This window comes from Kitasatospora albolonga, assembly GCA_002082585.1.
GTDB lineage: Bacteria > Actinomycetota > Actinomycetes > Streptomycetales > Streptomycetaceae > Streptomyces > Streptomyces stephensoniae.
Map to the genome: position 1 here is coordinate 7,433,459 of CP020563.1, position 14,906 is coordinate 7,448,364.

Consider the following 14,906-nt stretch of genomic DNA (forward strand, 5'->3'; position numbering starts at 1 on the left):
GCCGGGGCACCCATCGATGATGATGATCGCGAACGGAACGGGCCCCGGCAGGTCCACCCGAACGGCGCACAAACGGGTGGTGAACTCGGCCTTCCATTCATCCGATAGCCTCAGCCGACACGCCTCCGGCCCGCCTCGTGGCCGTGCCGCCGTGTGTCGTCCACCGTCAGTGCCAAGGAGTGAGTTCGTCTGTCGACCGCCATCCTCACCGGTACGCCGGTACCCGGGTCGTCACTCGCGGACGACCTGCGGTCCCTGGGCTTCGACGTGCAGAGCGCCGCCGACGCCGGTGACGCCGCAGCACTCCTCGCCGCCGTCCCGGCCGGCCGCCGGGTCGCGCTCGTCGACCCGCGTTTCGTGGGCCACCTCCACGCGCTGCGGCTCGCGCTGACCGACCCGCGCTTCCCCGCCGCCACCGTCACCGGGGCGCTCACCGCCCAGCCCGAGGCCCGGGGTGCCCTGCTGCGCGCGCTGCACCGCACCACCGCCGCCGTCGGCGCGGGCGCCCCCGTCGTCGACCCGGACACCGACCCGGCGCCCGAGGACCGCACCGTCCCCGGCCGCATCGCCGTCGCGCTGGAGGCCGAGGGCGTCGCCGTACAGCGCCCCGCCCTCGGTTCGCTCGTCGCGGCCGTGCCGACCGGCCCCGAGCAGGAGGCCGCCGCCGTGGCCGGGCTCACCTCGGTCGACGACGAGGCGGTACGGCTGCGCAGCGCGGTCAAGGCCCACGACGGCTTCTTCACCACCTTCGCCATCAGCCCCTACTCCCGCTACATCGCCCGCTGGTGCGCCCGCCGCGGCCTCACCCCGAACCAGGTCACCACCGCCTCCCTGATCACCGCGCTCATCGCGGCGGGCGGCGCGGCCACCGGAACCCGGGGCGGCTACATCGCCGCAGGCATCCTGCTGCTGGTCTCCTTCGTGCTGGACTGCACCGACGGGCAGCTGGCCCGCTACTCGCTCCAGTACTCCACGATGGGCGCCTGGCTGGACGCCACCTTCGACCGGGCCAAGGAGTACGCGTTCTACGCGGGCCTCGCCATCGGCGCCGTACGCGGCGGTGATGACGTCTGGACCCTGGCGCTCGGCGCGATGGTCCTCCAGGCGTGCCGCCATGTCGTGGACTTCTCGTTCAACGAGGCCAACCATGACGCGGTCGCCAACACCAGCCCCACCGCCGCCCTCTCCGACCGGCTCGACAGCGTCGGCTGGACGGTCTGGGCACGCCGGATGATCGTGCTGCCGATCGGCGAGCGCTGGGCCATGATCGCGGTCCTCACCGCGTTCACCACCCCCCGGACCGTCTTCTACGCCCTGCTCGTCGGCTGCTCCCTCGCCGCCTGCTACACCACGGCGGGCCGCCTCCTGCGCTCGCTGACCCGCAGGGCCGAGCGCACCGACCGCGCCGCGCGGGCCCTCGCGGACCTGGCCGACTCGGGACCGCTCGCCCAGGGGGTCGCCGCCGTCGCCCCCGGCCTCCGGGGCGCGTTCACGGCCCCCGCCGCGGCCCTGCTCGGGGCCCTCGCGATGATCGGCTCGGCGCTCTTCCTCCCGTACGGCAGCTGGCTCACCGTCGCCGCCGCCGGTGTGTACGTGATCCTCTCCGGCCTCGCCGTCGCCCGCCCCCTCAAGGGCGCGCTCGACTGGCTGGTGCCGCCGTTCTTCCGGGCCGCGGAGTACGTCACGATCCTCGTGCTGGCCGCCCGCAGCGACGTACCGCACGCCGTTCCCGCGGCCTTCGGGCTCGTCTCGGCCGTCGCCTACCATCACTACGACACGGTGTACCGCATTCGCGGAGGCACCGGCGCGCCGCCCCAGTGGCTGGTGCGGACGATCGGTGGACACGAGGGCCGTACCGCGCTGGTGGCCGTCCTCGCCGCCGTACTCACCCACGCCTCAGGTTTCACCACGGCTCTCACCGCCCTCGCGGTGGCCGTGGCTCTGGTGGTGCTCGTGGAGTCCATCCGCTTCTGGGTGTCCTCCTCGGCCCCCGCCGTACACGACGAAGGAGAACTCGCATGATCGGCCTCGTACTGGCAGCCGGTGCAGGACGACGTCTGCGCCCCTACACGGACACGCTCCCCAAGGCGCTCGTCCCTGTCGACGGCGACAGGACGGTCCTCGACCTCACGCTGGCCAACTTCGCGGCGGTCGGGCTCACCGAGGTCGCGATTGTCGTCGGCTACCGCAAGGAGGCCGTCTACGCCCGCAAGGCCGAGCTGGAGGCGACGTACGGCCTCACCCTCACGCTGATCGACAACGACAAGGCCGAGGAGTGGAACAACGCCTACTCCCTGTGGTGCGCCCGTGATGTCATCAAGCGCGGCGTGATCCTCGCCAACGGCGACACCGTGCACCCGGTCTCCGTCGAGAAGACCCTCCTGGACGCCCGCGGCAAGGGCCAGAGGATCATCCTCGCCCTGGACACCGAGAAGAGCCTCGCCGACGAGGAGATGAAGGTCATCACCGAGGAGGGCAAGGGCGTCCAGCGCATCACCAAGCTGATGGACCCGGCCACCGCGACCGGTGAGTACATCGGCGTCACCCTCATCGAGGCCGAGGCCGCCGAGGAGCTCGCGGACGCGCTGAGGACCACCTTCGAGCGCGACCCCGACCTCTACTACGAGGACGGCTACCAGGAGCTCGTCAACCGCGGCTTCACCGTCGACGTCGCCCCCATCGGCACCGTGACCTGGGTCGAGATCGACAACCACGACGACCTCGAGAAGGGCCGTGAGATCGCGTGCCAGTACTGACCCGGCTCATTCCGTCCCCGGTCGTCGTCGACATCCGGCGCGGCGCCATGGACGATCTGGCGGGTCTCCTGGCCGATCAGCGGATCTCCTCCTCGGGCAAGCTCGCCATCGCGATCAGTGACGGCTCGGGGCGCGCCCTGAAGGAGAGGCTCGCCCCGGTCCTCCCGGGGGCCGACTGGTACGCCGTCTCCGACGGCACGATCGACTCCGCGGTGAAGCTCGCCGACGGCATCAAGGGCAACCGGTACGACGCGGTGGTGGGCCTCGGCGGCGGCAAGATCATCGACGTGGCGAAGTACGCCGCGGCGCGGGTCGGGCTGCCGATGGTCGCCGTCGCGACGAACCTCTCGCACGACGGCCTCTGCTCCCCGGTCGCCACCCTGGACAACGACAACGGGCGCGGCTCCTACGGGGTCCCCACCCCGATCGCCGTGGTCATCGACCTCGACGTGATCCGTGAGGCGCCCGCCCGCTACGTCCGTTCCGGCATCGGCGACGCGATCTCGAACATCTCCTGCGTCGCCGACTGGGAGCTGGCCCACGAGGTCAACGGCGAGGAGATCGACGGGCTGGCCGCCGCGATGGCCCGGCAGGCAGGCGAGGCCGTGCTGCGCCACCCCGGCGGGGTCGGCGACGACGCCTTCCTCAAGGTGCTGGCCGAGGGGCTCGTGCTCACCGGCATCTCGATGTCGGTCGCGGGCGACTCACGTCCGGCGTCCGGCGCCTGCCACGAGATCAACCACGCCTTCGACCTGCTGTACCCCCAGCGCGCGGCCAGCCACGGCGAGCAGGTCGGCCTCGGCGCCTGCTTCGCCATGCATCTGCGCGGTGCCCGTCAGGAGTCCCTCCTGATGGCGTCGATACTGCGCCGCCACGGTCTGCCGGTCCTGCCCCAGGAGATCGGGTTCAGCGCCGACGAGTTCGTCAAGGCCGTCGACTACGCGCCGCAGACGCGCCCGGGACGCTTCACGGTCCTGGAGCACCTCAACCTGTCCATCGACCAGATCAGGGACGCGTACGACGACTATGCGACGACCATCAGTAGCTGAACTCCGCCCGGTCGTGCACCCCCCCGGGGTCAAGGACCGGCGCAGCGGCGAGCACTGGGCCGGGCGCATGTACATGCGGGAGGTCTCCCTCCGCGTGGACCGCTACCTGGTCAACACCCGCATCACGCCGAACCAGGTCACGTACGTCATGACGCTGGCCGCCGTCCTCGCCGCCCCGGCCCTCCTGGTGCCGGGCATCCCGGGCGCCCTGCTCGGTGTGCTGATGGTCCAGCTCTACCTGCTGTTCGACTGCGTGGACGGCGAGCTGGCCCGCTGGAAGAAGCAGTACTCCCTCAGCGGGGTCTACCTGGACCGGGTCGCCGCCTACCTGTGCGACGCGGCGGTGCTCGTCGGCCTCGGCCTGCGCGCCGCCGACCTCTGGGGCGAGGGCCGCACCGACTGGCTCTGGGCGTTCCTGGGGACCCTCGCCGCGCTCGGCGCGATCCTGATCAAGGCCGAGACGGACCTCGTCGGCGTGGCCCGCCACCAGGGCGGGCTGCCGCCGGTCAAGGAGGCGGCCTCCGAGCCGCGCTCCTCCGGTATGGCGCTGGCCCGCCGGGCGGCCGGGGCGCTCAAGTTCCACCGGCTGATCCTCGGTATCGAGGCATCACTGCTGATCCTCCTGGTGGCGATCCTGGACACCATCGGCGGCGACCTCTTCTACACCCGCCTCGCCACGGCCGTCCTGGCCGGTATCGCCCTGCTCCAGACCCTGCTGCACCTGGTGTCCGTCCTGGCGTCCAGCAGGCTGAAGTGACCTCTGCCATGAAACTGGGCGCGGTGATCATCACCATGGGCAACCGCCCCGACGAGCTCCGCGCCCTCCTCGACTCGGTCACCGCGCAGCACGGTGACCGGATCGAGGTCGTGGTGGTCGGCAACGGGGCCCCGGTCCCGGACCTCCCGGCCGGGGTGCGGACGGTGGAGCTGCCCGAGAACCTGGGCATCCCCGGCGGCCGCAACGCAGGCATCGAGGCGTTCGGCCCCTCCGGCGCCGAGGTCGACGCCCTGCTCTTCCTGGACGACGACGGGCTGCTCCCCAACCGGGACACCGCCGAGCTCTGCCGACAGGCGTTCGCGGCGGACCCGGGGCTCGGGATCATCACCTTCCGGATCACCGACCCGGAGACCGGTGCCACCCAGCGTCGGCACGTGCCCCGGCTCCGGGCGGCCGACCCGATGCGCTCCTCGCGCGTGACGACCTTCCTGGGCGGCGCCAACGCGGTACGGACCAAGGTCCTCGCCGAGGTCGGCCCGCTGCCGGAGGAGTTCTTCTACGCCCACGAGGAGACGGACCTGGCCTGGCGGGCGCTGGACGCGGGCTGGATGATCGACTACCGCGCGGACCTGGTGCTGCACCACCCCACCACCGCCCCCTCCCGGCACGCGGTCTACCACCGCATGGTGGCCCGCAACCGGGTCTGGCTGGCCCGCCGCAACCTGCCCGCCCCGCTGGTGCCCCTCTATCTCGCGGTCTGGCTGCTGCTGACCCTGGTCAGGCGGCCGTCGCCGCCCGCCCTGAAGGCATGGTTCGGCGGTTTCCGGGAAGGCTGGTCGACGCCCTGCGGACCTCGCCGCCCGATGAAGTGGCGTACGGTGTGGCGGCTGACGAGGCTGGGCCGCCCTCCGGTCATCTGAGAGGCTTTCCTCTGAGAGCATGAGGCGTATTTTCTTTCCGGAACCTGTCCGCCTGAGCCGCGCCCGCGACTGGCTGCGCGTGAAGACGAGAGTTTCAACTTGTGAGTGACACGACCCACGACGGTGGGGTAGCCCTCGGGACCCCGCCGTCCGCCGACGAGGGCCTCGGCGCGGCCCAGCTGGCCGCCAAGTACGGCCTGACCGTGAGCGGCGCCCGGCCGGGGCTCCTCGCCTACATGAGACAGCTCTGGGGCCGACGCCACTTCATCCTGGCCTTCTCCCGGGCGAAGCTGACCGCTCAGTACAGCCAGGCCAAACTGGGCCAGCTGTGGCAGGTGGTCACCCCTCTCCTGAACGCGGCTGTCTATTACCTGATCTTCGGACTCATCCTGGGGACCCGGAAGGGCATCCCCGAGGACGTCTTCGTACCGTTCCTGGTCACCGGCGTCTTCGTCTTCACCTTCACCCAGAGCTCGGTGATGGCGGGCGTCCGCTCCATCTCCGGCAACCTCGGCCTGGTCCGGGCCCTGCACTTCCCGCGCGCCTCGCTGCCGATCTCCTTCTCGATCCAGCAGCTCCAGCAGCTGATGTTCTCGATGATCGTGCTGCTCTCGGTGGTCATGATCTTCGGCAGCTATCCCTCGCTGTCCTGGCTCCTGGTGATCCCCGCCCTGATCCTCCAGTTCTTCTTCAACACCGGTCTGGCCCTCGTCATGGCGCGGCTCGGCGCCAAGACCCCCGACCTCGCGCAGCTGATGCCGTTCGTCACCCGTACCTGGATGTACGCCTCGGGCGTCATGTTCTCCATCCCGGTGATGCTCGCGGACAAGCCTGCGTGGATCGCCGACGTGCTCCAGTACAACCCGGCGGCGATCTACATGGACCTGATCCGCTTCGCCCTGATCGACGGCTACGGCTCCGAGAACCTGCCGGACCACGTCTGGGCCGCCGGCCTCGGCTGGGCCGTGCTGCTGGGCGCCGTGGGATTCGTGTACTTCTGGAAGGCAGAGGAACGGTACGGCCGTGGCTGAGGACAACAAGCAGGGGCGCGTCCCCACGGTCATCGCCGACGATGTCCACATCGTCTACCGGGTCAACGGAACCGGCGGCGGCCGGGGCAGCGCCACGGCGGCGCTCAGCCGCATGCTGCGCCGCGGCAAGGGCGAGCAGCGCGGAGTCAGGACGGTGCACGCCGTACGCGGTGTCTCCTTCACCGCCTACCGGGGCGAGGCCATCGGCCTCATCGGCACCAACGGCTCCGGGAAGTCGACGCTGCTGCGGGCCATCGCGGGCCTGCTGCCCACCGAGTCCGGCCATGTCTACACCGACGGCCAGCCCTCGCTGCTCGGGGTGAACGCGGCGCTCATGAGCGACCTGACCGGTGAGCGCAATGTCGTGCTGGGCGGTCTGGCCATGGGCATGAGCCGGGAGGAGATCCGCGAGCGCTACCGCGAGATCGTGGACTTCTCCGGGATCAACGAGAAGGGCGACTTCATCACCCTGCCGATGCGGACGTACTCCTCCGGCATGGCGGCGCGCCTGCGCTTCTCCATCGCCGCCGCCAAGAACCACGACGTCCTCATGATCGACGAGGCGCTCGCCACCGGTGACCGCAAGTTCCGGGTCCGCTCGGAGGAGCGCATCCGCGAGCTCCGCAAGGAGGCGGGCACCGTCTTCCTGGTCAGCCACAACAACAAGTCGATCCGGGACACCTGCGACCGGGCGCTCTGGCTGGAGAAGGGCGAACTCCTGATGGACGGCCCCACCGACGAAGTCCTCAAGGCGTACGAACGCGAGACGGGCAAGTAGTTTCCCAGCCATCCGTGGCCTCCGCCGGAACCGGTCCGGCGGAGGCCACTGCGGTGTGCCGGAGCGGTGGAGCGGGGTGCGGGAGACCACCCGCAGTACGCCTCGGGGGGTGATCTCCTCCCGGCGGATGACGTCAATCCGCCGACGTACGGCGAAGGTTGACAGGCGGTCCGGTTCCGGCCCCGCAGGCGCCCGACCCCGCCGCACCCCGGTGAGCTGTACAACGTAAGCTGTAGCGGTGCTGATTCATGGCAAGTGGGGCGATACGCCCCAGGCGCTCCGCCCGCTGTGCCGCAGTGCACTCGGAAGAACGAGCGGCGTGTCCGAAAAGGGATGTTTTGGGTCAGCAGTGTAGAACGGGAGATGTGACGGCAATGACGGAAAATCTCCAGCTCCGACGTGGTCCCGCCGTCCCCGCGCCGGGTGGTCCGCAGTGACTTCCACCTCGCAGGCGCGCACCGGCGACGCCACCCTCGAGAAGGCCGCGTACGAGAACTTCCCCGTGGCCCCCTTCTTCCTGCCCCGTGCCTGGCGCGACGACCTGATGGCCGTCTACGGCTACGCCCGGCTCGTCGACGACATCGGCGACGGCGACCTCGCCCCCGGCGGCGCCGACGCCCGCCACCTGGGCCTGGAGCCGGAGCAGAGCGACGACCGGCTCGCCATGCTCGACGCGCTCGAGACCGACCTGCACCGGGTCTTCGCCACCACCGGCCGGGAGCCGCACCACCCCCTGCTGCGCGCCCTGCGCCCCACCGTGCGGCGCCGCGCGCTCACCCCCGAGCCCTTCCTCGGCCTGATCGAGGCCAACCGGCAGGACCAGAAGGTCCGCCGCTACGCCACCTACGCGGAGCTCGCCGCCTACTGCGAGCTCTCCGCCAACCCGGTCGGCCGCCTGGTCCTCGCCCTCACCGGCACCACCAGCCCCGAACGCGTACGCCGCTCCGACGCGGTCTGCACCGCGCTCCAGATCGTCGAGCACCTCCAGGACGTGGCCGAGGACCTGGCCCGCGACCGGATCTATCTGCCCGCCGAGGACCTGGACCGCTTCCGGGTCACCGAGGCCGACCTCGCCGTACCGTCGGCGGGCGCCTCGGTCCGCGCCCTCATCGCCTACGAATCCGAACGCGCGAGCGAGCTGCTGAAGGAAGGCGTCCCCCTGGTGGGCAGCGTCGACGGCAGACTCAGGCTCCTCCTCGCCGGATTCGTCGGCGGCGGGCGCGCGGCCCTCACGGCGGTCTCCGCCGCCGGGTTCGACGTCCTGCCGGGGCCGCCCAAGCCCACCAAGCCCACCATGCTGCGCGAAGTCGCAGTCGTCCTGCGAAGAGCGCGTAGAGAGGGGTGAGCCGGACCGTGGAGGGACAGACGACGTCCATGCCGCCGCCGGTACAGGCCGCATACAGTTACTGCGAGGCCGTCACCGGACAGCAGGCCCGCAACTTCGCCTACGGCATCAGACTGCTGCCGTACGAGAAGCGCCAGGCCATGTCGGCGCTGTACGCCTTCTCCCGTCGGGTCGACGACATCGGCGACGGCGAACTGGACGCCGGGACCAAGCGGACCCGGCTGGAGAGCACCCGCGAGCTGCTCGACCGGATCAGGCACGGCAAGGTCGACGAGGACGACACCGACCCGGTGGCCGTCGCGCTCTCCGACGCCGCCCGCCGCTTCCCGCTGCCGCTGGAGGGGCTCGACGAGCTGATCGACGGCGTCCTGATGGACGTCCGGGGCGCCACGTACGAGACCTGGGACGACCTGAAGACCTACTGCCGCTGCGTCGCCGGTGCCATCGGCCGCCTCAGCCTCGGCGTCTTCGGTACGGAGCCGGGGGCGCCCGGCGCCGAGCGGGCCTCCGAGTACGCCGACACCCTCGGCCTCGCCCTCCAGCTCACCAACATCCTGCGGGACGTCCGCGAGGACGCGGGCAACGGGCGCACCTACCTCCCCGCCGACGACCTCGCCAAATTCGGCTGCTCCGCCGGATTCCACCGCACCACCCCGCCGCCCGGCTCCGACTTCGCGGGCCTCGTCCACTTCGAGGTGCGCCGGGCCCGGGCCCTGTTCGCCGAGGGATACCGCCTGCTGCCCATGCTGGACCGCCGCAGCGGCGCCTGCGTCGCCGCCATGGCCGGGATCTACCGCCGCCTCCTGGACCGGATCGAGCGCGACCCGGAGGCCGTCCTGCGCGGCCGGGTCTCGCTGCCCGGCCACGAGAAGGCGTACGTCGCGGTGCGCGGCCTCTCCGGCCTGGACGCCCGCCACGTCTCGCGGCTGACCGCCCGGGGGCGGGCCTGATGCGCCCCGGCCCGCAGGCCGCCCGGACAACCCTCCGGTGGCCCGACGCGTCCATGACTGCGACGATCGCTTCCGGGGCGACCCGGCGATCGGTGACGGCCCGGCGAGAGGGGCAGGCATGAGCGAGGAGACCCCGCGCCCCGTCGCGGTCGTCGTCGGAGGAGGACTCGCCGGTGTCACGGCGGCCCTCCGCCTCGCCGACGCCGGACTCGACGTCACCCTCCTGGAAGGCCGCCCCCGCCTCGGCGGGCTCGCCTTCTCCTTCCAGCGCGGCGACCTCACCGTCGACAACGGCCAGCACGTCTACCTGCGCTGCTGCACCGCCTACCGCTGGTTCCTCGACCGCGTCGGGGCCGCCCACCTCGCCCCCCTCCAGGACCGCCTGGACGTCCCCGTGCTGGACGTCGGCAGGCCCGCCGGACCGCGCCTGGGACGCCTGCGGCGCACCGGCCTGCCCGTACCGCTGCACCTGGCCGGCGGTCTCGCGGCCTATCCGCACCTCTCCCTCGCCGAGAAGGCGAACGTCGGCCGCGCCGCCCTCGCGCTCGGCCGCCTCGACCTGGCCGACCCGGAACTCGACCGCATCGACTTCGCCACCTGGCTGAAGCAGCACGGCCAGTCCGAGCGCACCATCGAGGCCCTCTGGGACCTCGTCGGCGTCGCCACCCTCAACGCCACCGCGCCGAACGCCTCCATGGCGCTCGCCGCCAAGGTCTTCAAGACCGGCCTGCTCTCCGACCCCGGCGCCGCCGACATCGGCTGGGCCACCGTCCCCCTCGGCGAACTGCACGACACCCTCGCCCGCAAGGCCCTGGACACCGCCGGGGTCCGCACCGAGCTGCGCGCCAAAGTGTCCTCCCTGACCCGCACCGAGGACGGCCGCTGGAGGGTCGAGAGCACGGGGGAGCGGATCACCGCCGACACCGTCGTCCTGGCCGTGCCCCAGCACGAGACGCACGACCTGCTGCCCGCGGGCGCCCTGGACGAGCCGGACCTGCTCCTGGACATCGACAACGCGCCCATCCTCAACGTGCACGTCATCTACGACCGCACGGTGCTGCGCCGCCCGTTCTTCGCCGCGATCGGCTCCCCGGTCCAGTGGGTCTTCGACCGTACGCACTCCTCGGGGCTCAAGGGCCCCGGCCAGTATCTGGCGGTCTCCCAGTCCGCCGCCCAGGACGAGATCGACCTGCCCGTCGCCGAGCTGCGGGAGCGCTACCTCCCCGAGCTGGAGCGGCTGCTGCCCGCCGCCCGCGGCGCGGGCATCCGGGACTTCTTCGTCACCCGTGAGCGCACCGCCACCTTCGCGCCCGCCCCGGGCACCGGCCCGCTGCGCCCCGGCCCCCGCACCCGGCTGCCCGGCCTGCACCTGTCGGGCGCCTGGACTGCCACCGGCTGGCCCGCGACGATGGAGGGTGCCGTGCGCAGCGGCTCCCGGGCCGCCGACGCCGCCCTCCAGGATCTCGGCCGCCCCCATGGACATCCGCCGCAGGAGGCGGCATGACCCGTACCACCGGAACAAGAGGAGAGTCAGTGACCCCGGCGAATCCGGCTTCCGACACCGTGGACCAGACCACGGACGTCACCGCGCTTCTGGAGCGCGGACGAGTCCTGTCAGCGCCGGTGCTGCGGGCTGCCGTGGACCGGCTGGCGCCGCCCATGGACACCGTCGCGGCCTACCACTTCGGCTGGATCGACGCCGAGGGACGGCCCTCGGACGGCGACGGCGGCAAGGCCGTGCGCCCCGCGCTCGCCCTGCTCTCGGCCGAGGCCGCGGGCGCCCCCGCCGAAGCGGGCGTCCCCGGCGCCGTGGCCGTCGAGCTCGTGCACAACTTCTCGCTGCTGCACGACGACCTGATGGACGGCGACGAGCAGCGCCGCCACCGCGACACCGTGTGGAAGGTCCACGGCCCCGCCCAGGCCATCCTGGTCGGCGACGCGCTCTTCGCCCTCGCCTACGACCTGCTGCTGGAGCTCGGCACGGTCGAGGCGGGCCGCGCGGCCCGCCGCCTGACCACCGCGACCCGCAAGCTCATCGACGGGCAGGCGCAGGACATCTCCTACGAGCACCGCGAGCGGGTCACCGTCGAGGAGTGCCTGGAGATGGAGGGCAACAAGACCGGCGCCCTGCTGGCCTGCGCGGTCTCCATCGGCGCGGTGCTCGGCGGCGCCGACGACCGCACCGCCGACACCCTGGAGACGTACGGCTACCACCTCGGCCTCGCCTTCCAGGCCGTCGACGACCTGCTCGGCATCTGGGGCGACCCGGAGTCCACCGGCAAGCAGACCTGGAGCGACCTGCGCCAGCGCAAGAAGTCCCTCCCGGTCGTCGCCGCGCTCGCCGCGGGCGGCCCGGCCTCCGAACGGCTCGGCGAACTGCTCGCGGCCGACGCCAAGAGCAGCGACTTCGACAGCTTCTCCGAAGAGGAGTTCGCCGCCCGCGCGGCGCTCATCGAGGAGGCGGGCGGCCGCGAGTGGACCGCGCAGGAAGCCCGTCGGCAGCACGCGGTCGCCATCGAGGCGCTGCACGCCGTCGACATGCCGCACCCCGTACGGGCGCAGCTCACCGCGCTCGCGGACTTCGTGGTGGTGCGGAAGAGGTGATCAGCACCCGCATATGACTCGCAGTCGCCGGCCGGCGCCCCGACCCGGGCGCCGGCCGACGGAGACCCCAGCACAGCAGAGGACCGACTGCACGAAGGGGAAGCTCATGACAGCGACGACCGACGGACCCACCGGGGCCGCGAACCTCTCCGCGCCCACGGCAGGACATCCGGACCGCACGACCCCCGCCCCGGACGAGGTGCTCGCCGCCGCCCGACGGGCCGCGGAACGCTCGGTGGAGCACCTCCTCGGCAGACAGGACGAGCAGGGCTGGTGGAAGGGCGACCTGGCCACCAACGTCACCATGGACGCCGAGGACCTGCTCCTGCGCCAGTTCCTCGGCATCCAGGACCCGGAGACCACGCGGGCCGCCGCCCTCTTCATCCGCGGCGAACAGCTCGGTGACGGCACCTGGAACACCTTCTACGGCGGACCCGGCGACCTCTCCGCCACCATCGAGGCGTACGTGGCCCTGCGGCTGGCCGGGGACCGCCCCGACGAGCCCCACATGGCGCGCGCCGCCGGCTGGATCAGGGAGCAGGGCGGGATCGCGGCCGCCCGGGTCTTCACCCGGATCTGGCTGGCCCTGTTCGGCTGGTGGAAGTGGGACGACCTCCCCGAACTCCCGCCCGAGCTCATGTTCCTCCCCAAGTGGGTCCCGCTCAACATCTACGACTTCGGCTGCTGGGCCCGGCAGACCATCGTCCCCCTGACCATCGTCTCCGCGAAGCGCCCGGTGCGGCCCGCCCCCTTCGCCCTGGACGAGCTGCACACCGACCCCGCCCGCCCCAGCCCGCCCAGGAAGCTCGCCCCGGCGGCCAGTTGGGACGGCCTCTTCCAGCGGCTCGACAAGGGGCTGCACCTCTACCACAAGGTCGCCCCGCGCCCGCTGCGCAGGATCGCGATGAACGTGGCCGCCCGGTGGATCATCGAACGCCAGGAGAACGACGGCTGCTGGGGCGGCATCCAGCCCCCGGCCGTCTACTCCGTCATCGCCCTGCACCTGCTCGGCTACGACCTCGACCACCCGGTGATGCGCGCCGGACTGGCCTCGCTGGACCGGTTCGCCGTGTGGCGCGAGGACGGGGCCCGCATGGTCGAGGCATGCCAGTCGCCCGTCTGGGACACCTGCCTGGCGACCGTCGCCCTGGTCGACGGCGGACTCAGACCCGACCACCCCGCACTGGTGAGAGCCGCCGACTGGATGCTGGCCGAGGAGATCACCCGGCCCGGCGACTGGTCCGTACGCAAACCCGAACTCGCCCCCGGAGGCTGGGCGTTCGAGTTCCACAACGACAACTACCCGGACATCGACGACACCGCCGAAGTCGTCCTGGCGCTGCGCCGGGTGCGCCACCCCGACCCCGCCCGGCTGGAGGCCGCCATCGAGCGCGGGGTGCGCTGGAACCTCGGGATGCAGTCCCGCAACGGGGCCTGGGGCGCGTTCGACGCCGACAACACCAGCTCCTTCCCCAACCGCCTGCCGTTCTGCGACTTCGGCGAGGTCATCGACCCGCCGTCGGCCGATGTCACCGGCCATGTCGTGGAGATGCTCGCCGTCGAGGGGCTCGCCCGGCACCCCCGTACGCGAAGGGGCGTTGAGTGGCTCCTCGCCGAACAGGAGGCGTGCGGCGCCTGGTTCGGCCGCTGGGGCGTCAACTACGTCTACGGTACCGGGTCGGTGGTGCCCGCCCTGATCGCCGCCGGACTGCCCGCCGCCCACCCCTCGATCCGCCGGGCGGTGGAGTGGCTGGAGTCCGTGCAGAACGACGACGGCGGCTGGGGCGAGGACCTGCGCTCGTACACGGAGGAGAAGTGGATCGGGCACGGTGAGTCCACCGCCTCCCAGACCGCCTGGGCCCTGCTCGCCCTGCTCGCCGCGGGCCGCCGCGAGAGCCGGGCCGTCGCCCGCGGGGTCGGCTGGCTGACCGGCGCCCAGCAGGCCGACGGCTCCTGGGACGAGCCGTATTTCACCGGCACCGGCTTCCCCTGGGACTTCTCCATCAACTACCACCTCTACCGCCAGGTCTTCCCCCTGACCGCGCTCGGGCGTTACGTGTACGGCGACCCGTTCGCCGACCGTACGGGAGCGGACCGGGGCGCCTGATGGGCGGCGCACCGGGGCCCGCGGGCCTCCAGGCGCCGCTGCTGGTCGCCTGCGCGCTGGGCATCGAGCAGGCGGCCCTGCGCAGCGGCAAGCGGCCCGGAGGCCCGGTACGGGTCCTGCGGACCGGCATGGGCCCCCGGGCGGCGGAGGCGGCCGTGGCGGCCCTCCTCGCCCCCGGTGGCGTACCGGACGCGGCCGTCATCGCCTCCGGCTTCTGCGCCGGGCTCGCCCCCGGGATGCACCCCGGTGACCTGGTCGTGGCCGAGGAGACCCGGGACGCCGACGGTGCCACCCCCTGCACCGGCACCGGGCTGCTGGTCGCCGCCCTCGCCCGGGCCGTCCCCGGCCGTACCGTCCACACCGGCCCGCTGACCGGCTCCGACCACGTCGTACGCGGCCCCGAGCGGGCGGCCCTGCGGGCCACCGGGGCCATCGCCGTGGACATGGAATCCGCCGCCACACTGCGTACCGCCCTGTGCCACGGGCCGCGCCCGGTTGCGGCCGTCCGGGTGGTCGTGGACGCTCCAGAGCATGAGCTCGTCCGTATCGGCACGGTTCGCGGTGGAATATCGGCCTTCCGTGTTCTCCGAGCAGTCCTTCCGGCTTTCTACGAATGGCACCGATCTTTACTGCTCCCCAGGAGGTGAG

The 14,906-nt window shown here is 72.2% G+C and carries 13 protein-coding genes; all 13 read left to right on the forward strand.

What is annotated here, in order from left to right; translation table 11 throughout:
- Positions 1-267: 267 nt before the first annotated feature.
- The 13 genes from B7C62_32655 to B7C62_32715 all read left to right on the forward strand — a co-directional run bounded on the left by B7C62_32655 (position 268) and on the right by B7C62_32715 (position 14,905).
- Positions 268-2,022 carry a transferase gene (locus tag B7C62_32655; GenBank protein ARF76510.1) on the forward strand — a complete coding sequence of 585 codons (1,755 nt, stop codon included), beginning with the start codon at positions 268-270 and terminating at the stop codon, positions 2,020-2,022.
- Positions 2,019-2,756, forward strand: a complete 738-nt coding sequence (locus B7C62_32660) for a nucleotide sugar-1-phosphate transferase (protein ID ARF76511.1) — start codon at positions 2,019-2,021, stop codon at positions 2,754-2,756. Before B7C62_32655 ends, B7C62_32660 begins: the two co-directional genes overlap by 4 nt.
- Positions 2,744-3,805 carry a dehydrogenase gene (locus tag B7C62_32665; GenBank protein ID ARF76512.1) on the forward strand — a complete coding sequence of 354 codons (1,062 nt, stop codon included), beginning with the start codon at positions 2,744-2,746 and terminating at the stop codon, positions 3,803-3,805. The genes B7C62_32660 and B7C62_32665 overlap by 13 nt, the downstream gene beginning before the upstream one ends.
- A complete protein-coding gene (locus tag B7C62_32670) occupies positions 3,783-4,562 on the forward strand; it encodes a transferase (GenBank protein ID ARF76513.1) in 780 nt (259 codons plus the stop codon). Before B7C62_32665 ends, B7C62_32670 begins: the two co-directional genes overlap by 23 nt.
- A gap of 8 nt (positions 4,563-4,570) precedes the next feature.
- Positions 4,571-5,443 carry a glycosyl transferase gene (locus tag B7C62_32675; protein ARF76514.1) on the forward strand — a complete coding sequence of 291 codons (873 nt, stop codon included), beginning with the start codon at positions 4,571-4,573 and terminating at the stop codon, positions 5,441-5,443.
- A gap of 101 nt (positions 5,444-5,544) precedes the next feature.
- The gene (locus B7C62_32680) at positions 5,545-6,474 is read left to right on the forward strand and encodes an ABC transporter (GenBank protein ID ARF76515.1); all 930 of its coding nucleotides are present in this window, start codon (positions 5,545-5,547) and stop codon (positions 6,472-6,474) included.
- A complete protein-coding gene (locus B7C62_32685; protein ID ARF76516.1) occupies positions 6,467-7,252 on the forward strand; it encodes a teichoic acid ABC transporter ATP-binding protein in 786 nt (261 codons plus the stop codon). Before B7C62_32680 ends, B7C62_32685 begins: the two co-directional genes overlap by 8 nt.
- A 433-nt stretch (positions 7,253-7,685) precedes the next feature.
- Positions 7,686-8,597: a squalene synthase HpnC gene (locus B7C62_32690; GenBank protein ARF76517.1), complete on the forward strand. Its 912-nt coding sequence runs from the start codon at positions 7,686-7,688 to the stop codon at positions 8,595-8,597.
- 8 nt (positions 8,598-8,605) lie between these two features.
- Complete coding sequence (locus tag B7C62_32695; GenBank protein ID ARF77478.1) at positions 8,606-9,547, forward strand: squalene synthase HpnD; 942 nt, start codon at positions 8,606-8,608, stop codon at positions 9,545-9,547.
- 118 nt (positions 9,548-9,665) lie between these two features.
- A complete protein-coding gene (locus tag B7C62_32700; protein ID ARF76518.1) occupies positions 9,666-11,051 on the forward strand; it encodes a phytoene dehydrogenase in 1,386 nt (461 codons plus the stop codon).
- A complete protein-coding gene (locus tag B7C62_32705) occupies positions 11,048-12,151 on the forward strand; it encodes a dimethylallyltranstransferase (GenBank protein ARF76519.1) in 1,104 nt (367 codons plus the stop codon). Before B7C62_32700 ends, B7C62_32705 begins: the two co-directional genes overlap by 4 nt.
- 106 nt (positions 12,152-12,257) lie before the next feature.
- Positions 12,258-14,258 (forward strand): squalene--hopene cyclase, encoded by a 2,001-nt coding sequence (locus B7C62_32710; GenBank protein ID ARF76520.1) that lies wholly within the window; start codon positions 12,258-12,260, stop codon positions 14,256-14,258.
- Complete coding sequence (locus B7C62_32715) at positions 14,258-14,905, forward strand: 1-hydroxy-2-methyl-2-butenyl 4-diphosphate reductase (protein ARF76521.1); 648 nt, start codon at positions 14,258-14,260, stop codon at positions 14,903-14,905. The genes B7C62_32710 and B7C62_32715 overlap by 1 nt, the downstream gene beginning before the upstream one ends.
- Position 14,906: the final 1 nt, after the last annotated feature.